Source organism: Faecalispora jeddahensis (assembly GCF_000577335.1).
Taxonomy (GTDB): domain Bacteria; phylum Bacillota; class Clostridia; order Oscillospirales; family Acutalibacteraceae; genus Faecalispora; species Faecalispora jeddahensis.
In genome coordinates this window covers 24,780-42,299 of the sequence record NZ_CBYL010000020.1, presented here as the reverse complement: position 1 = coordinate 42,299, position 17,520 = coordinate 24,780, and the positions used below count along the sequence as shown (strand labels likewise).

Annotated in this window: 16 protein-coding genes; 7 read left to right on the top strand and 9 right to left on the bottom strand. The window is 54.0% G+C overall.

The genetic code is table 11. From position 1 onward, the window contains the following. Positions 1–171: 171 nt before the first annotated feature. Entirely contained in the window at positions 172–486 is a 315-nt protein-coding gene (locus tag TY09_RS17610; protein ID WP_009064957.1) for a hypothetical protein, read from the top strand. Positions 487–646: 160 nt separating this feature from the next. On the opposite strand, the gene nrdG is transcribed toward TY09_RS17610, so the two are convergent. The 5 genes from nrdG to TY09_RS09200 form a co-directional block, all read right to left on the bottom strand. Further along, positions 647–1,132 carry an anaerobic ribonucleoside-triphosphate reductase activating protein gene (gene nrdG, locus TY09_RS09220; protein ID WP_042433444.1) on the bottom strand — a complete coding sequence of 162 codons (486 nt, stop codon included), beginning with the start codon at positions 1,130–1,132 and terminating at the stop codon, positions 647–649. A 20-nt stretch (positions 1,133–1,152) separates the two neighbouring features. Next, positions 1,153–3,543 (bottom strand): anaerobic ribonucleoside triphosphate reductase, encoded by a 2,391-nt coding sequence (locus TY09_RS09215; RefSeq protein ID WP_042433441.1) that lies wholly within the window; start codon positions 3,541–3,543, stop codon positions 1,153–1,155. Between the two features lie 64 nt (positions 3,544–3,607). Beyond that, entirely contained in the window at positions 3,608–4,087 is a 480-nt protein-coding gene (locus TY09_RS09210; protein ID WP_009064934.1) for a GNAT family N-acetyltransferase, read from the bottom strand. An 11-nt stretch (positions 4,088–4,098) separates the two neighbouring features. After that, on the bottom strand, positions 4,099–4,500 hold the full coding sequence (locus TY09_RS09205; RefSeq protein ID WP_242841469.1) for a winged helix-turn-helix transcriptional regulator: 402 nt from the start codon (positions 4,498–4,500) through the stop codon (positions 4,099–4,101). Positions 4,501–4,692: 192 nt separating this feature from the next. After that, on the bottom strand, positions 4,693–5,967 hold the full coding sequence (locus tag TY09_RS09200) for a DUF1015 domain-containing protein (protein ID WP_042433438.1): 1,275 nt from the start codon (positions 5,965–5,967) through the stop codon (positions 4,693–4,695). A 336-nt stretch (positions 5,968–6,303) separates the two neighbouring features. Here TY09_RS09200 and TY09_RS09195 point away from each other — a divergent pair, with 336 nt between their 5' ends. From TY09_RS09195 to TY09_RS09175, 5 genes are all read left to right on the top strand, one after another. Continuing rightward, on the top strand, positions 6,304–7,269 hold the full coding sequence (locus TY09_RS09195) for an ABC transporter ATP-binding protein (protein WP_042433434.1): 966 nt from the start codon (positions 6,304–6,306) through the stop codon (positions 7,267–7,269). Continuing rightward, a complete protein-coding gene (locus tag TY09_RS09190; protein ID WP_009064873.1) occupies positions 7,266–7,970 on the top strand; it encodes an ABC transporter permease in 705 nt (234 codons plus the stop codon). The genes TY09_RS09195 and TY09_RS09190 overlap by 4 nt, the downstream gene beginning before the upstream one ends. 16 nt (positions 7,971–7,986) lie before the next feature. Then, complete coding sequence (locus tag TY09_RS09185) at positions 7,987–9,720, top strand: Gldg family protein (protein WP_009064858.1); 1,734 nt, start codon at positions 7,987–7,989, stop codon at positions 9,718–9,720. A 2-nt stretch (positions 9,721–9,722) separates the two neighbouring features. Continuing rightward, a complete protein-coding gene (locus TY09_RS09180; protein WP_009064869.1) occupies positions 9,723–11,198 on the top strand; it encodes a DUF4340 domain-containing protein in 1,476 nt (491 codons plus the stop codon). A 136-nt stretch (positions 11,199–11,334) separates the two neighbouring features. After that, positions 11,335–11,874: a GNAT family N-acetyltransferase gene (locus TY09_RS09175; protein ID WP_009064912.1), complete on the top strand. Its 540-nt coding sequence runs from the start codon at positions 11,335–11,337 to the stop codon at positions 11,872–11,874. A 127-nt stretch (positions 11,875–12,001) separates the two neighbouring features. Here the strand turns inward: TY09_RS09175 and TY09_RS09170 are convergent, their stop codons facing one another. Together TY09_RS09170 and TY09_RS09165 are read right to left on the bottom strand one after the other, a co-directional pair. Further along, on the bottom strand, positions 12,002–12,655 hold the full coding sequence (locus tag TY09_RS09170) for a lysozyme inhibitor LprI family protein (RefSeq protein WP_035317102.1): 654 nt from the start codon (positions 12,653–12,655) through the stop codon (positions 12,002–12,004). A 126-nt stretch (positions 12,656–12,781) separates the two neighbouring features. Further along, positions 12,782–13,624: a M14 family metallopeptidase gene (locus TY09_RS09165; protein ID WP_042433430.1), complete on the bottom strand. Its 843-nt coding sequence runs from the start codon at positions 13,622–13,624 to the stop codon at positions 12,782–12,784. Between the two features lie 248 nt (positions 13,625–13,872). On the opposite strand from TY09_RS09165, the gene TY09_RS09160 reads away from it, so the two are divergent. Continuing rightward, on the top strand, positions 13,873–14,442 hold the full coding sequence (locus TY09_RS09160; RefSeq protein WP_042433427.1) for an NUDIX hydrolase: 570 nt from the start codon (positions 13,873–13,875) through the stop codon (positions 14,440–14,442). Between the two features lie 206 nt (positions 14,443–14,648). On the opposite strand, the gene TY09_RS09155 is transcribed toward TY09_RS09160, so the two are convergent. Together TY09_RS09155 and TY09_RS09150 are read right to left on the bottom strand one after the other, a co-directional pair. Beyond that, positions 14,649–15,794 carry an aldo/keto reductase gene (locus tag TY09_RS09155; protein ID WP_042433423.1) on the bottom strand — a complete coding sequence of 382 codons (1,146 nt, stop codon included), beginning with the start codon at positions 15,792–15,794 and terminating at the stop codon, positions 14,649–14,651. A gap of 270 nt (positions 15,795–16,064) precedes the next feature. Beyond that, positions 16,065–17,396, bottom strand: a complete 1,332-nt coding sequence (locus TY09_RS09150; protein WP_009064968.1) for a TRAP transporter large permease subunit — start codon at positions 17,394–17,396, stop codon at positions 16,065–16,067. Between the last annotated feature and the right edge of the window lie 124 nt (positions 17,397–17,520).

Sequence of the window (17,520 nt, the reverse complement as noted above, 5' to 3'; positions counted from 1 at the left end):
AAACAATATTCCATGCATCATAATAAAAAGGCCGGCCGCTATCCCGCCCACGCTCTAAATCGGCTGAAATTAGTTGGATGAGATACCACAATCTTGGCCGATACAACGAAAAAGTGTGTCTTGAAACCGGTGCTTTTCCATGCTATACTGAACTGCATAGGGGGTGTTGAGGTGCTAGACAAAGACGATCTGCAAGCCATCGCGGGATTGATAACGGAATCGTTAAAGCCCATACATAACAGACTGGATTCAATGGATAGCCGGCTGGATTCCGTAGACGGCAGACTGGATTCAATGGACGGCAGGCTCGACTCTATGGATAGAAGACTGGATTCTATGGAGAGCAGACTGAATCAGCTGCAGGAAGACGTTGAAATTCTGAAAGAGGATACGAAAGTCACTCGCGGCGCCGTCAATCAGCTTCTCGATTGGGCCGATGATGCAAGCATTCAGGTGGTTCCCCTTTTTAACAAGAAAGTAAAATAACATTGTTAGTGAGGCTGCTGTAAAATCAATTTGCGGCCACGCATCGCATAGAAATCCCCCATAGACAGAAAAAAGCGTCCCGAAACGGCTTTGAAAGCCCGATCAGGACGCTTTTTATATCCATTATTGGAGCAGAGCGGTTGATCATAGCCGCTTTGCTTTATTCTACGATCTTGGGCTCCGGCCCGCGCAGATCGATAATCCGCTGGTTGCGGCTGCCGCGAAAACGCAAGGTCAAATCGCGCTGCTCGAGCAGAAACTTTCCATCGATCAGCCAGTCGGCCTCTTTCAGCAGCTCCTGCACACCGGGGGCCTGCATCTGCTGCAATTGCTCCAGAGTGTAGCCGCTGTATACGGTTATATCCAGCCGGGGCAATTCTCTGTGAATCTGCTTTGCCAGCTCCGCCAACTCGACAGCCTGACAGAACGGTTCGCCCCCGCTGAATGTGACGCCCTTGAGCAGCGGGTCTTCCTTCAACTCCGCCAGAATCGCCGGAATGTCTGCCGGCGCGCCGCCCGAAAACGGGTGAGTCTGCGGATTGTGGCAGCCGGGGCAGTTGTGAGGGCAACCCTGCGTGAAAATCACGTAGCGAATACCCGCTCCATCCACAATCGACTCCGGTTCAATGCCGGACAGCATCAGCATATTCTGTCGCTCCCTTTTGTTCAGTGTCCCTCAGTACAGCCGCAGCTGTGCTTTACGCGGTCGTGCTCTTCAGCACGCTTGGCGTTGTTCCAGCGGTCTGTGGTGCCTACCAGGTACCCGGTAATGCGGCGGATGCGCTCAAACTGTACGCCTTCCTCCTCATGCCGATGGCACTTGGGGCACTCGTTGTCGATAATGCCGTTGAAGCCGCACACAGGGTCGCGGTCTACCGGGTGATTGATCGAGCCGTAGCCGATGCCCGCTTCTTTCATGCAGCGAATGACGGACTCGAAGGCTTCCAGATTCTTGCAGGTATCTCCGTCCATCTCTACATAGCTGATATGTCCCGCATTCGTCAGCGCGTGATAAGGGGCCTCCAGCTGAATCTTCTTGTAGGCCGAGATGGGGTAGTACACCGGTACGTGGAAGCTGTTGGTATAATAAGCGCGGTCGGTGATGCCGGGCAGCTTGCCGAAGCGCTTCTGGTCGATCTTGACAAAGCGGCCGGAAAGCCCCTCCGCAGGAGTAGCCAGCAGGCTCCAGTTCAGGCCGGTGCGGGCAGATTCATCCTCCATGCGCTTGCGCATATAGCCGATGATCTCAAGACCCAGCTTCTGAGCCTCTTCACTTTCACCGTGATGCTTGCCGATCAGCGCGACAAGCGTTTCGGCAAGACCGATGAAGCCGATGGAAAGGGTACCATGCTTGAGCACCTCTGCAATGCTGTCGGTTATGTCGAGCTTATCGGAATCGATCCAGACGCCCTGACCCATCAGGAAGGGGTAGTTATACACCTTTTTGCCGCACTGAATCTTAAAGCGGTGCAGCAGCTGGCGCATGACCAGATCGATGCGGTCGTCGAGCAGTTCATAGAATTTATCGAGATTGCCTTCCGCCAGAATTCCAAGGCGGGGCAGGTTGATCGAAGTAAAGCTGAGGTTTCCGCGCCCGTTTACCACCTGGCGCTCCTCGTCATGCACGTTGCCGATCACGCGGGTACGGCAGCCCATATAGGCGATCTCCGTTTCGGGATGGCCGGGCTTATAGTACTGCAGATTGTACGGCGCATCGATAAAGCTGAAGTTCGGGAACAGCCGCTTGGCCGAAACACGGCAGGCCAGCTGGAACAGATCGTAGTTGGGGTCGCCCTCGTTGTAGTTGACGCCCTCCTTGACCTTGAAAATCTGAATGGGGAAGATGGCGGTTTCGCCCTCGCCAAGACCGCAGTCGGTGGCCAGCAGCATATTGCGCATCGCCATGCGGCCCTCGGGGGAGGTATCGGTTCCGTAGTTGATGGAGGAGAACGGTACCTGCGCGCCCGCGCGGGAATTCATGGTGTTGAGGTTGTGGATCAGCGCCTCCATGGCCTGGTAGGTGGCGTCGTTTGTCTCGCGGGTCGCTACCTCGCGGGCATAATCATGCGCTGCCGCGGCAGCCACCCAGCTGATCTCCTGGTACCCATGGATCCTCTGATGCTCCGGCAGCCAGCTGCTGAAAACCTCACGATAATTGTCCATGTTGCCAAGCGTGACCGGCTCTGTGAGCGAATGCTTGATTTCATCCACCAGCAGGGCGGCGTCCTCCAGAGAAAGTTCCATTTTGATGTGCAGGTACTGGATCATCGCGCGAAAATACGCCTTGCGGAATGTTTTCGCTACGCCCATGGCCATTGCGTAATCGAAGTTCGGCACACTCTGGCCGCCGTGCATTTCGTTCTGGTTGGCCTGAATCGCGATACAGGCCAGCGCCGCGTAGCTGCGGATATCGTTGGGCTCACGCAAAAAACCGTGGCCGGTGGAAAAACCGCCGTGGAACAGCTTGATCAAATCAATCTGGCAGCAGGTTTCCGTCAGCGCGTAGAAGTCCATGTCGTGGATGTGGATGTCGCCGCTGCGGTGCGCCTGCGCAATGTCAGGGGGCAGTACATATGTATTGTAGAAGCACTTCGCACCCTCAGAGCCGTATTTCAGCATCGTGCCCATCGCGGTATCGGCGTCAATATTTGCGTTCTCACGCTTTAAATCCGCTTCCGCGGACGGTTTAAAGGTCAGATCCTCATAAATCTTCATCAGGTTCTGATCCATCTCGCGGATTTTGGTGTGCTCCGCGCGGTAGATGATATAAGCCTTCGCCGTTTTGGCATAGCCCGCGGCAATCAGCTTTTCCTCCACCTTATCCTGAATCTGCTCCACCGTGGGGATTTCTCCGGCAGGCATGGAAGCAATCACGGAGTTTGTCAGTTTGTTCAGCGCATCGTCGCTGATTCGTTCATCTGCAATCTGAATATTTGCCTTAAAGATCGCATTGCGGATTTTTTCCGCGTCAAACGGCGCAGTGACTCCGTTGCGTTTGATAATGGAAGAAAAAGTTCCGGGATCAATCACCTTTTTCGATTTTTTCGACACAGCCATTTTTCGTTCCCTCTCATCTTTCGGTTTTTCGAAAATCACTATATATAGAATTACGAATTCAATTCTACACCGTATGCTGTGTGTTGTCAAGGGAATCTGTCCCGGATTCTGTGGAAAGCCAAGACTTTTTCATCCAGATATGGGGGCAGTGCTCCTCCAGAAAAACCTCGCCGTCAGTCTGATAGCCCAGCGATTCATAGAATCCGCGGGCCTGCGTCTGCGCCGCAAGGATGACCGCCTGCGCACCGAGCGCACGGGCCTGATTCTCCAGATTTTCCATCACAATGCGGCCGAAGCCTTCGCCGCGGTAGGGGCGGATGACCGCAATGCGGCCAATGATATATTCCCCTCCTGTGCCGGGAAATACACGTCCTGTCGCAACCGGAGTGTTTTCGACATACACCACCAGATGGTGCGCGATGGGGTCGATTTCATCAAATTCGTCGCGGAAGCCCTGCTCCTCCACGAAAACGGTCTGGCGAACCGCTCTGGCGTCCTCCAGCTTGTCCAGACCCTGCTCCATCAGAAACCAATAGCTGTGCATTGTGTTTTCCCTCACTCAAAATTATTTTTGATCCATTTGGCCAAAAGCTCCAGCCCCGGCAGCGCGCCCGCGCCGACCGGAGTGATCTGATATTCCACCCGCGGCGGAATCTCTTGAAACTGGCGGCGTTCCACCATGCCTTCTTCACTGAGCTCGCGCAGACTCTGGCTGAGCATCATGTCCGTAATCCCGGCGACCCCGGCCTTGATCTCGCGGTAGCGCAAGCTCTCGCCGCCCCGCAGTACCCACAGGATGCGGGGTTTCCATTTTCCGCCCAGCTTCCGGTGAAGCAGCTCAAGGGAATCCTTTGTGCCGTCACGCTCCGGAGCCTGCGGCAGACCGGCCAGCTCCGCGCGTTCCGGCTCCTCCGCCGTACGCGTGCGTTTCTTCTTTTTTTCTTTTTCCTTCTTCACGGGGATCCCTTCCTTTGCGGCTCTCATCACTACCGAGTGTAGCACAGATGACAGGCGAGTTCAAGAAAAATCGGCGCTGTCTTCCTGTCTGCAGGCGCAAAACAAGAGCCGCGAAAACGAACTCGCGGCTCTTAAAAAACGCGCGGACCGCTGAAAACAGATCCGCGGCTCTCTCCCTCGGCGCTTTAAAAATCAGTCTTCGAGCTGGTTCATCACCAGACCGGTGATCAGCTTGGGATAAAAATACGTGGATTTCTGCGGCATTTTCTCACCGGCGGCGGCAACATCGCGGATTTCCTCCACGCGGGTGGGGTTCAGCAGAAAAGCGCACTGGGACTCCCCCGACTGCACCGAGGCCAGAGCCTCCGGCAGGGAGCGGGTATACGTCAGATTGATCTGCTGCGCCATATTCTCTTTATCGATGCCGAGCATCCTCTCCAGAATCAGGCTGTGCAGCACGGTGACGTCCAGCCCCTGGGAAGCGGCGCTCTTATCGGGCAGCAGCTGCGCCATGACGGAAAGTTCGCGCAGCACCAGAAGGTGCCAGCCCTCACCGCCGTCGTAAAAGGCGAACGCCTTTTTGCCTTGGGCATACTGCTCCGAAAGGACGGCCTCGATATCTTCCTTGCGCTCCATGGCCTGTACATCGAACTGCTCGCGGCAGCGCTCCAGCAGCGCGGCGGAATCAAAATCCGCAAGGCCGCGAATCAGCCGGTGCGTCGGGAATACCACCAGCCCCGGATGCTGCATATCGACCAGCATCATCATCACATAATCCTGCGCGGGGTTCGCCGTGCCGTTTTCGCGGCAGGCGTTGCGGTAATTGAGCGCCGTTTCGTAGCGGTGGTGACCGTCGGCAATATACAGCTTGCGGTCCGCAAAATCCTCGCAGATGGCGCGGATCGCCACGGGATCATTCACAAGCCACAGGCGGTGCGTAACGGCGCCGTCGCTGAATTCATAGCGGGGCGTGTCTTTCGACAGAGCGTCGATACGCGCAAGCGTCTGGTGCTCCTCATCCATGTACAGGCAGTAGATCTGGCTGAAATTGCAGTTGGTCGCCTTCATCAGCTCAAAGCGGTCGGCCTTGGCCTTGCTGAGGGTTTCCTCATGCGGCAGAACCACACCGGCGGAAAATTCCACGAGGCGTACCAGCGAGATAAAGCCTTTCAGGCGGTGCGTTTCGCCGTAGGCCTCAAACTCCTCCTCATACAGATAAAGGCCAGGGTCGGTATCGCGGCGCAGAATGCTTTCCGAAAGCCACTGAGAAAGCGTTTCGCCCGCTTTGGCATAGGGCTCCTCACCGCGGGGCAGCTCTAAGCGGATGATGTTGTGCGGATTTTTCTCGAGAAAAGCGAGCCGCTCCTCCTCGCTGATGATGTCGTAGGGCGGGCAAGTAAGCTCAGAGATATTGCCGGCCTGTTCGGTACAAAAGCGCAGCGCGCGGAATGCTTTGATTTCTGCCACAAATACCACTCCTGTTTTCAATTTACTGTTAGATGAAAATCTGCCTTGAAATGATCTTTTAAATCGCCCTTGTTCCGCTCCACCATTGGAGGGGCAGAGCATCCTCCTGGGAATTGTTTTTATTGTAGGGCTTTTGCACAGCTTCGTCAAGCAAATCAAAGCAACTGCCGAATTGTGACGAATTTTGATTTTCATGGGAAACCGGAAAAATCTTAAAACTTTGTTTACATTTTAGGGGTGCCGCATTGATATGATAGGTTTAATGACTTCTGAAAAAACAAGGCGGCCGGGTGCTGCTTTTGTTTTTCATTACGGTCTGAAGGAGGGACGTTTGTTATGATAGAGGTAAAAGACCTCACAAAACGGTATGGTTCCAAAACGGTGCTCAGCCACGTCAGCTTTACCGTGGAGGAAGGCACGATTCTGGGCTTTCTGGGGCCGAACGGCGCCGGAAAATCTACCACCATGAATATTATTACCGGCTATCTTTCCGCCAGCGGCGGCGAGGTGACCGTAGACGGGCAGAATATTCTCGATTACCCCAATGAGGTAAAGAAAAAAATCGGGTACCTGCCGGAGCTGCCCCCGCTGTATCTGGATATGACCGTCAAAGAATACCTGAATTTTATGTATGAGCTGAAAAAAGTTTCGCTGCCGCGCGAAAAACACATCAAAGAAATCTGTGCGCTCGTGAAGATTGAGGATGTGTATTCCCGGCTGATCGGCAACCTTTCTAAAGGTTACCGTCAAAGAGTCGGCATTGCGCAGGCACTTCTGGGGAACCCGCCCGTACTGATTCTGGACGAACCCACCGTCGGGCTTGACCCCAAGCAGATCATCGAGATTCGCAATCTGATCAAGAAGCTGGGGGACAATCACACCGTCATTTTAAGCTCGCATATTCTTTCTGAGGTGCAGGCAGTGTGCGAACGCATTCTGGTCATTAACCAGGGCCGCATTGTGGCAGACGGCTCACCCGACACGCTTTCGCACCAGATGACCGGCAACCATAAGCTGCTGGTTCGCCTGGAGGGCCGCGAAACCGAGCTGAAACAAGGGCTGAAAACGCTGCACAAGGTCAAAGAGGTTCAGCCGCTGGGCGAAAAAGAACCCGGTGTGTTTGAATTTACCGTAGAGGGCGAGCCCGGGGCCGACCTGCGCCGTGACCTGTTCGCGCTGGCTTCTCGCAAAGGCTGGCCGATCCTTTCGCTGCGCACGAACGACCTGACCCTTGAGGAGGTCTTCCTGCGCCTGACCGACGGACAGGCCGCGGCCGCACAGAAGGAGGGAGAAAGCGCATGAGAGCAATTTTCAAGCGGGAGCTGAGATCGTACTTTTCTTCTCCCATCGGCTATGTGTGTGTGGCGGTGCTTCTCGCGTTGTTCGGATTTTATTACGCGATGGTGATGAATTCCCGTTCCAGCTCTTATATTACCAGCGTTTACGGCACCATGTTCATCTGGTGCATGATGATCGTCCCGATTCTGACGATGCGCTCCATGAGTGAGGACCGCCGCAACAAAACCGACCAGGCATTGCTGACCGCCCCCGTGGGCGTGACAGGCATCGTGATGGGCAAATTCCTGGCCTGCGTGAGCGTGTTCGGCATTGCGCTGCTCGGCAGCCTGCTGCCCGCTCTCGTCATTTCGTTTGTGTCGTCGCTCAACTGGGTCACGGTGCTCGGCACGGTATTCGGTGCGCTGCTGTACGGCGGCGCCATGATTTCGATCGGCGTGTTCATCTCGAGTTTGACCCAAAGCCAGATCATCTCCGCAATCGGCACGTTTGCCGCTTCGATGTTCCTGCTGATCGTCGACCAGCTTTCCGGTTCCGTTTCGAATGCGGTCATCGCCAAACTGATTGGCTGGATTTCGTTTAACAGCAGATACACCCCCTTCACCACAGGGGTATTCAATGTATCCAGCATTGTGTTTTTCCTGAGCGTTGCAGCGGTATTTTTGTTCTTTACCGCACGGCGCCTCGAAAGCCGCCGCTGGAACTGAAGGGAGGCCGATCGGAATGAGTGAAGAAAAAAAGACTCCGCAGGACGCGGAGGAAACCATAGAGCAGGGCACCCCGGCAGAGGAGACACAGATTCCTGCACAGGAGGCCGAATCCGCTCCAGAAGCGGAGCAGCAGCCGGAAGAGCAAACCGCAGAAGAGGCCGTGATGACAGAGGATGCGGCCGAAGACGAAGCAGAACCGGAAGAAGATGCCCTTTCCACAGAAGAGGAGCAGAACGAACCCCCGCGGCATACCTTCGGCAACGTGCTTTCGTCGCAGAAAATACGCCGCCGCGGTATTTCCACCGTGTTTACCGCTGTGTTCCTTGCGGTGATCATCCTGCTCAACGTGATCGTATCCATGCTGAGCACGCGGTTCCCCTCCATCAACCTCGATCTCTCCGCACAGAAAACCAACTCTTTGACGGAAGACGCGCTGAAAGTGGTCGACGCGGTCAAACTGCCTACCACCATCACAATTCTGGGGCCGGAGGCCGATGTGCGCGACAACGTGCTGTATTCCGGCTACGGCTTCAATTACAGCCAGGTCGCCGTGCTGTCCGATAAGATCAAGGAGCGCAACTCCAATATTACAGTCAAATACATTGACCTCGACAAGAACCCGACCTACGCTTCGGAGCTTGGCGAAACGAACCTGACAGCTGGCTGTGTTGTCGTCAGCACCGAAAAACGCCACCGCGTGCTGCAGATCACCGATCTGTTCAGCCAGCAGACCGATTACACCACCGGGGCTGCCAGCACCTATTCCATGGTGGGCACCGCGCTCGCCTCGGCAATCAGCCAGGTGAACAGCGAGAAGCTTCCGGTCATCGCCTTTGCGACGGGCCACGATGAAATTTACGACACCACGGCTCTGCAGAGCGTGCTGAAAAACGCCAGCTTTGAAACCGTGAGCTTCAATATGCTGACAGACGAGATCCCCGCGAATGCCCAGATGGTGATGCTGGCGTCACCCGCGACCGACTACACGCCGCAGGAGCTGAAAAAGTTGGATACGTTCCTTGAGAACAACAAGCTGGCCGCCGACCGCTCCCTGCTGATCACCTTCTACCCCAGCCAGGAGGCCCTGCCGAATCTTTCCTCCTTCTTAAAGGAATGGGGGATTGAGGTTCCCCGCGCAATGGTCGTCGAACGCGACCAGAGCCACGTTGCGCAGTCCGATGTTTCCTTCATCCTGACACAGACCAATGTGGATTCTACCATCACCCTGAATTCCCAGTCTACGCAATACGACAACGTCGTGATGCCGCAATCCAGCCCGATCAATCTGCTGTTCACCTCGCGCGACGGCGTTACCACCCATACGCTGGCACAGTCGTATGACACCTCGTATCTGGTGGATTCCAGTTCGACCGAGGAAACCGTGAAAAACGCAAAGCAGCAGGCTTATACCACGGTGGCGCTGGCACAGAAGAATTTGTCGCTGGACGGAACGATCTATAAGCAGAACGTGATCGTTGCGGGCAGCTCGCCTATGTTTGCCGAGGGAGTCATCAACGCTTCGGCCTACGGCAACGGCAAATATGTCACCGATCTGGCTCGCTACGCCACGGGAGAAACCGATTCCAACACCGGGATTCTCGTCACGCCGGTGCAGACGAATCAGGTGGATATCAACCTTTCACAGGCCGCAAGCGTGATTCTCGGCTTCGGCGTGTTTACCATTCTGATCCCCCTCTGCGTTCTGGCGGCGGGCTTCGTCGTTTTCCTGAAGAGGAGGCACCTGTAAATATGAAACACACTACTAGAAATCTACTGGTGACGGCGGCGGTGCTCGTCGTGCTGGGCGGCGCCTTCGCCGCTTTGAAGCTGACCGAGAAGGAGCCGGAAACGGCTTCTTCCGCAGCCGACGATACCGCGATCAGCCTGCTCTCCAAACAAATTGAGGACGTGCAGTCGATGCAGGTCAAAAATAAAAACGGCGGCTTTGTGATCGTACCCAAAACGACGACCGAAAGCGCCGCCTCCGGCACCTCCTCCACCCACACCACCTATACGGTGCAGGGGCTGGAGGGCCTTCCCCTGTATGAAACCGCGGCAGAAAACGTGGTAAAGGACGGTTTCAGCCTGGTCGCGTCCAAAAACGTGGGTTCTGTAAGCAGCCTTAAGGACTATGGCCTGGATAACCCCACCGCTGAGGTACAGGTAAATTTTAAGGACGGCACGAGCTTCGATTATCTGCTGGGCAATGAAGCAGCCGGTTCCGATGGCTACTACATGGCCGGGAAAGACTCCGACAACGTCTATGTCGTATCCGTTGACGGCGGCATGTTCAACGGCGTCAAGGATTTTGTGCAGAAAGAGCTGTACTCCCTCACGGACGCCAGCAGCGGGCAGGAAACCCCCGCCATTGACTTTATTTCACTCAACAGTACCCATCTGGGCGAACAGCTGAACATTACCAGCAAAAACAGCTCGGTCACCGTTTCGGACGGGAAACAGAGCGTATCGGTGGACGATACCCAGTATTCTACCCTGGCCACTGCCATCTCGACCGTAACGGCGGATGAGGTAACGGCAATTCACCCCACAGCAGAGCAGATCAAGCAGTACGGATTGGATACGCCCTCCATGACGCTGTCGTTTACAGCCGACAAACACTCGCATACGCTGAAGGCCGGCAACACGGAAAACGGGATGCGGTATATCATGGCCGACAACATCGACGCCATCTTCGGCATCAAGGAGGAGACCGCTTCCATCTGGGCTACGGCGACGCTATTCAGTCTGCGCAGTAAATTTGTTCAGATCCCCAACATTATCGATGTCAGCGGACTGGACGTAACAGCGGACAGCAAGACGTATACGTTTGAAAAGGCCCGTACGAAAAATACCTCAAAATCCACCGAAGACAGCGAGGTCTACGATTATACCGTCACCTGCAACGGCAAGGCGGTCACGTATGAGCCGAACTTCCAGAAGTATTACCAGAACGTTGTGGCGGTGCAGCTTCTGGAGGAGGCAAATGCGGATTCCGACGGCGTGGCAAACGCCATGAACGGCCAGCCGGCCTACACGGTGCGCTTCCGCTTTTACGATGCTGCCAAAAAGCCGGTCACGGTACAGTATTATATCGTCGGCGACCGGCGTTACCTGGCGGTTGTAGATAACGTTCCCCTGGGGCTTGTAACCGAGACAAACGTCACCGGCCTGATCGCAGACACCGCCACCGTTGCCGAAAACGGCGTGGTGCAGGCAGGGCTGTAAGCGCAGAAAACGGATCGTTCCTTCACTTGGAAAGCAATTTGATGCTGAAATGTTTGTTTGGTGCCCATTTTTAAAAAGGAATCAGACAAATTGCCTTCTTTCCGCAACATTCCTAATAAGGAAGGGAGCTGCCGCTATGGAGTTTAGAAAAGCGCGGGCAGGGGATTTTCCCAGCGTAAAAAATCTGTACACAGAGGTTATCAATGAGCTTGACAGAACCATCAATTACCCAAAGTGGGTAAACGGGCTGTATCCCTCCGAACCCCTTTTCATTGGGGCAATCGAAAAAGGTTGGCTGTTTTTACTGACCGACAGGGAAGACGTGATCGGCTCCGTCATTTTAAATTGTTTCCCTACCGGCGAATACCCTACCATCACATGGCAGCGGGAGCTTGCGCCGGAACAGGTTCTGAATATTCACACGTTTGCTATCCATCCCCATTTTTCCGGCAAAGGCGTGGGCAGCAAAATGATCGGGGCGATCAAGGAATACGCGAAGCAGGACGGGTATCAATCCATTCGGCTGGAGGTATTTCGGGGCAATGATCCGGCAAGGCGCCTGTATGAAAAAAATGATTTTGCTTTTGTTGATACGGTAGATATCGGAGACAGCATTTATCGGCAGCTCGGAATCAAAGACGTCAATATCTTCGACCTTTACGAGTTCGTTTTATAATACAAAAATTATTTTTCTGCTGCTCGTAAAAACATTCTGCTGATGCAGATTGGCTGAGACCCACAAAAAAACCAGCCTGCGGTTTGTTCTCTTCACCGCAGGCTGGTTTTTTATATAAGGAAAGAAATTACTTTTTCGCGGAATAGGCATAAGTGAATTTTGCGTCATGTGTATACAGGTTCTTGTAGATCGCGGCGGCGCGTTCCCTGTAGAATTCCATGGTCTCGCCGGAAGCCTCCAGTTGTGCCATCGCTCCCGCGCTCTGTGCCTTTTCAGTGATTTTTTTCAAATCATCAGGCGTGCCCTTTACCCATTTTTCCTGGCGGTTCTGGTAGCTCTTCTTTTTACTATCGGGAGCCTTTGCCAGCAGCTTCTTGTAGCCGGAATCGATTTCCGTCTGCCAGAGCTTTGTGTACTTTTCATTGACCTTGATCATGTCGGCGGTAGAGGTAGCCTTTTCCATCTCGGCCAGATACGCCTTGTCGATCGGGTTGTTTACGAACAGCTTGTTGAACTCTTTGTTGCTCGTAACGATATTCTTCAAAGAGGTCGCCTTATCATCCGGGCCGGACGACGCCGCAGACGATGTGCCGGACGACGACGATGCTGCCGAAGACGGGGAACTGGACGACGCTTTTGACGGCGCCTGAGATTCCGGCGCAGACAGCGTCGGTTCCGACGCGAGGGACGATGTGTCCTCCGGAGTCTTATTACACCCAAAAAATACCGAAAAAACCATTATCGAAGCGATCAGCAATGATGCTGTTTTCATTTTCTTCATCACCATGACATCCTTTCCAAAGTAAATTTCCAAACGCTTCTCGTTTTGGTGGCAAATTTACTTTACCATAACATCCTCTATCTTGCAATCACACAAACCTGAAAAAAATCTTACTAGAATCTTAAGCTACAAATGGAGCGCCAAAACCAGCATTGGTTCCAGCTGTTGATAGATCGGCTCAAATTGTTCAATCGGCAGCGGATTTTCGCCCATGCCAACCTCCACCGTGAACGCGGGGCGCCGCAGGCAGTCGATAAACCAGTCCTTAAAGCCGCCGCCCACTGCCAGACCCTCCGGCTGTTCCACCTGGTATCCCGCCGCGTCGGCCATCCTTTGCGCCATCTCCAGCGAGCAGGGTGGGGTATGTTCTCCAAAATCATAATAAATCACTTCGCCCTGGCTGTGAAACGCCAGCGCCTGGCAAAAGCAATGCCGTCGGCACAGATGGGTCATCGCGGCGGTTTCCGGTTCGCTTTCCGGGCAGGGTCCGCCATAGCGCGTAGGACCGGGCCCAGTGATGCCGGATTCAATCTCCAGCTCGCGCAGTTCACACCATCCGGCATCAAAATTGTGGTTGATGTCTACGCCGCGGGCGTTGGCCTGCCACCGCTTTTCCGGATTGCACAGCTGAATCGTCACTCCGTCGGGATTCACGCAGGGAATGATGCAAAGCCCTCGTTTCTGCAGCAGTGCCGTCACATCTTCGCCGGCCAGCGGTGCGTGGTCACGCAGCGCCTCACATAATCTGCGGGCAAACCGCAGCAAGATCATCGTGGTGATCCATTCCATTCCGTGAAACGCGCCCGCAAACAGTACCCTTTCCGCAGAGGTGCCGACCGAAAACGAAAAAATCTGCCGGCTGCACACGCTGCATCCAATTGAGCCGACCCTCGCAAACGGAAATCTTCCCAGCTCCTGCATTTGCTGCTTTAAAATACAATAATCCGGCGGCATGAGCTGCTGCTCCATCGTATGACCCCCTTTTTTCTGGTAATTCCAGTATAAGCGACGCTCCGCCAAAAACTTTGTCGCAGGCAGGCCGATCGGATTTGATTCTATGGAAAAGATCCGCTATAATAAAAAGAAAGTTTTTCGCGGCTGAGAGAGCATGATAAGCACATGTATCAAGTGTTTTTTAAAAAGGATCTTCGCAGCCATTATCATGCTATCATCAATAAAAAGTACAGGCGCCAAACAGGCTATGGAGGGATTCATCAATGAAGCTTTCAGAAAAGACCTTACAGCAGGAATATCGCTACCGGGGGAAAATCGTCAATCTGCGGGTTGACCAGGCTCTGCTCGAAAATGGCGCCACCGCGCTGCGCGAGGTAGTGGAGCATCCGGGCGGCGTATGCGTCGGCGCGTTGACGGAGAAAAACGAGCTGCTGTTTGTACGGCAGTTCCGCTATCCTTACGGAGAGGTGGTAACGGAGCTCCCCGCCGGGAAGCTGGAACGCGGAGAAGACCCTTTAGAAGCCGGGAAACGGGAGCTTCTGGAGGAAACGGGAGTCATTGGAAAGGATTACCAGTTTCTGGGTGATTTATACCCGTCGCCGGGCTACTGCGATGAAATTATCCGGCTTTATTTCTGCCGTGTGGATACCATCGGGCAGAGCCGTCCGGATGAGGGTGAATTTCTGGAGGCGGAGCGCATTCCGCTGGAGCAGGCCGTGCAAATGGTGCTGGAAAATAAGCTGCCCGACGCGAAAACCCAGACCATTATTTTAAAGATCGATGCGCTGCTGCGCGCTGGAAAACTATCATACCAATCTAAATTCGAAAGCTGAAATGACAGGCTTGTTTTTCCCTCCTTCGGCGGGGGAACAAGCGATTCACGATTTCATGCTTTGATCTAGAGATCTTTATCAAACAAAAAAGTTTCCCACGAAACCCGGGTAATTCGTGGAAAACTTTTTCTTTTCTTTATTCTGTTTCGCTTCTGTCGCAGAAAAAACTGCAAGGAATTGCTGCGTCTGCGTTTCGCTTGCCGTATTTAAGCAGATTGTGTCTCAAACACATTTGCTACCTTCCGCAGCCATTTTGTGATCTCGATATGCTGGGGACAGCTCTGCTCACACTTCTTGCACCCGATGCAATCCGAGGCTTTGCCGAAGGTTTTGATCATGTTGGTATAGTACAGCTCGTTGATCGTCCACCGGTTGGGATCACCGGTACGGAGTTTCTCACGGTTATCCATATTATACATGGAAAAGTATTTGGGAATCGCAATGTTCTTGGGACACCCTTTGACACAGTATTCGCAGGCCGTACAGGGGATCGCGATCGTTTCCTGAATGGATTTGACCACCTGTCGCAAAAGCGCCTGCTCGTCCTCGCTCAGCGGCTCGAAATTCTGCATATAGCCCGTGTTGTCGAGCAGCTGCTCCATGTTGGACATTCCGCTCAGCACCATCATTACACTCTCCAGGCCGGCGGCAAAACGAATGGCCCACGACGGCAGCGACTGCTCCGGTTGATGCTCCTTTAAAAGCTGCTCCGCCTTTTCCGGCAGCGCGGCAAGCATTCCACCCTTCACAGGCTCCATGACGATGACCGGCTTGCCGTGCTTTCGCGCTACCTCCCAGCACCGGCGTGACTGGACGCTCTGGCTTTCCCAGTCCATATAGTTGATCTGCAGCTGAACAAACTCAGTCTCTGGGTGCGCGGTCAAAATTTCATCCAGCAGCTCCGGCGTATCGTGGAAGGAAAATCCCATATGACGGATTTTCCCTTCTTCCTTTTTCTTTTGGACAAACGCAAAGCTGTCGAATCGTTTGACCGCCTCATAATAGGATACGTTCAAATTGTGCAGCAGATAATAATCAAAATACTCCACGCCGCAGTTTTCCAGCTGTTCCTCAAAAATCCGCTCCTGATCGCCCTCGTTTTTCAGGAACATGGACGGCAGCTTTGTCGCAAGAGTAAATTTGCTTCTGTCGTGCCGTTTCACCAGCGCTTCGCGGATCGCCTTTTCACTTTGCCCGCCGTGATACATATAAGCTGTATCGAAATAAGTAAAGCCTCTCTCCAGAAAAGCGTCCACCATCTGATTCACAGCGTCCAGGTCGATGCTGGCCGGATCGTTTTGATCCTTCAGAGGTAAGCGCATTAATCCAAAGCCCAGTTTTTTTGTAGCCATACGAACAACCCCCTGTTGATTTTCTGATTCCAAGGCCGAAGGCGCACCGGAACACCGTGCCTATCTTCCGCCTATTTTTGTGATTGTAACCTCAGTATACTATATAGAGTGTACTCTAAGTCAAGTATTGTGAAAAAGGAATTTTGCGATGGGCTGAGCCTATACGCCCATCGCGCAGCGGCAGACGAAAGAGCCGCGGGAATGATCCCGCGGCTCTTCCTGTAGGAGAAATTTTTAGAATGGCTGTTTTGAGCCAGAAAAGGAATCGGCTTATGTTAGAATCATCGGCCCGATAAACGCCCAGATCAGGATGAACACCACAACGGTCCCCGAAGCGATCCACGAAGCCTGGAGCATCTCTTTGGTGTTGTTGGAGTGCGCGATGCCAAGCTGGCCGATCATATTGGTGGTGGGGTACACGGAGCCGGTCAGGCGGGTTGCCGCCAGAATCGAGATTGCGAACATGCTCATCGGCAGGCCCGCAGAGATTGCCGCCGCGCCGAACATCTCGGCGATGATCTTGATTTCCGCCACGGCTGCCGCTTCAATCCCGAAGCCGCCGACAACGGACGCGATCAGCATGACCGCAGTAGGGCTGTCGCCCGCGACGTTGCCCAGCAGATTCGAAAGCGCGTCAAAGCCGCCGCCAAGGGTTACCAGGTTCAGTAAAACATCGATGGTGACGAACACAACAAACATATGCGCCTGGCTCGCGATGCCCTTACACAATGAGCCAACGGCATGGTCGATGTCGATGCGCGCGAACAAGCTGATGACAACCGCCAGCAGGATCATCACGATCAGAGCGTAGTTGGTGCCCTGCTTGGTCATGATTCCGTACGCGACCAGCAGCACAAAGGAAGCCAAAAACGCGATGGTGGTCAGGCGCTCTTTGGGGGTGATCACGATATCGTCCAGATTCGTGATGCCGTCGCCAAGCTCATATTTCTCTTTGCCCTCGGTGCGCTTCTGGGTACGCTTTACCGCAAACCACATGCCGCCCAGCCAGAAAAGGGAGAATGGAATCGCCGCGCCGATCATCAGCTGGCCGTAAGAAAGGTTTGTTACTTCCATCGTGATGAGGGTCACGCCGGTCAGCGGCCCTAACATCAGGCCGATTTCACCGGATACCTTAAACAGAGCTGCCACCACGGTAGGGGTGATGCCGAGCGACGCCATAACCGGGATCATGATGGGGGCGATGACCGCATTACCGCCGCCGAGTGTTCCCAGCAGGCCGCAGATGAGAATGGAACAGATGATCAGTGCGATTTTTGCCTTCGTCTGCGTGTTCACGCCGATGCCCTTGACGATCCAGTACACCAGCGTGTGGGTGACTCTGGTTTCCGTCATCAGCACACCAAGTCCGGCGCCGGTCATGATGATGACACCGATCAGCGCCGTGGTCGAGCCAAGGCTTTGCGCAAAGGCTGCGGCCAGCATTTTCAGGTCCTGGCCCATCATGATTGCCGCGATGGCAATACCCACGATGATACCAGAGGTGTTGTCTTTCCCCATGAACACCATTACGATGTAAATGACCAGGGGAATCAGTGCCAGCAGGGATGGGGCGGAAAACAGTGCCCAGCTACCCATTTCCATAAAATATACCTCCTTCTATTCTGATGCCATATCGGCAATGGATGGAATGAGAAAAAGCAGGATGGTCGCTTTCAAACCATGTTAACAATGGATAGGGTTCTGAAACGAACAGAGCGCTTCTTTA

Coding starts and splice junctions, on each gene's coding strand:
- TY09_RS09215 (WP_042433441.1), bottom strand. CDS start 3,543: ATGGCTGTGTCGAAAAAATCGAAAAAGGTGATTGATCCCGGAACTTTT.
- TY09_RS09150 (WP_009064968.1), bottom strand. CDS start 17,396: ATGGAAATGGGTAGCTGGGCACTGTTTTCCGCCCCATCCCTGCTGGCA.
- TY09_RS09155 (WP_042433423.1), bottom strand. CDS start 15,794: ATGGCTACAAAAAAACTGGGCTTTGGATTAATGCGCTTACCTCTGAAG.
- TY09_RS09180 (WP_009064869.1), top strand. CDS start 9,723: ATGAAACACACTACTAGAAATCTACTGGTGACGGCGGCGGTGCTCGTC.
- nrdG (WP_042433444.1), bottom strand. CDS start 1,132: ATGCTGATGCTGTCCGGCATTGAACCGGAGTCGATTGTGGATGGAGCG.
- TY09_RS09165 (WP_042433430.1), bottom strand. CDS start 13,624: ATGGAGCAGCAGCTCATGCCGCCGGATTATTGTATTTTAAAGCAGCAA.
- TY09_RS09160 (WP_042433427.1), top strand. CDS start 13,873: ATGAAGCTTTCAGAAAAGACCTTACAGCAGGAATATCGCTACCGGGGG.
- TY09_RS09170 (WP_035317102.1), bottom strand. CDS start 12,655: ATGAAGAAAATGAAAACAGCATCATTGCTGATCGCTTCGATAATGGTT.
- TY09_RS09210 (WP_009064934.1), bottom strand. CDS start 4,087: ATGCACAGCTATTGGTTTCTGATGGAGCAGGGTCTGGACAAGCTGGAG.
- TY09_RS09195 (WP_042433434.1), top strand. CDS start 6,304: ATGATAGAGGTAAAAGACCTCACAAAACGGTATGGTTCCAAAACGGTG.
- TY09_RS09190 (WP_009064873.1), top strand. CDS start 7,266: ATGAGAGCAATTTTCAAGCGGGAGCTGAGATCGTACTTTTCTTCTCCC.
- TY09_RS09175 (WP_009064912.1), top strand. CDS start 11,335: ATGGAGTTTAGAAAAGCGCGGGCAGGGGATTTTCCCAGCGTAAAAAAT.
- TY09_RS09185 (WP_009064858.1), top strand. CDS start 7,987: ATGAGTGAAGAAAAAAAGACTCCGCAGGACGCGGAGGAAACCATAGAG.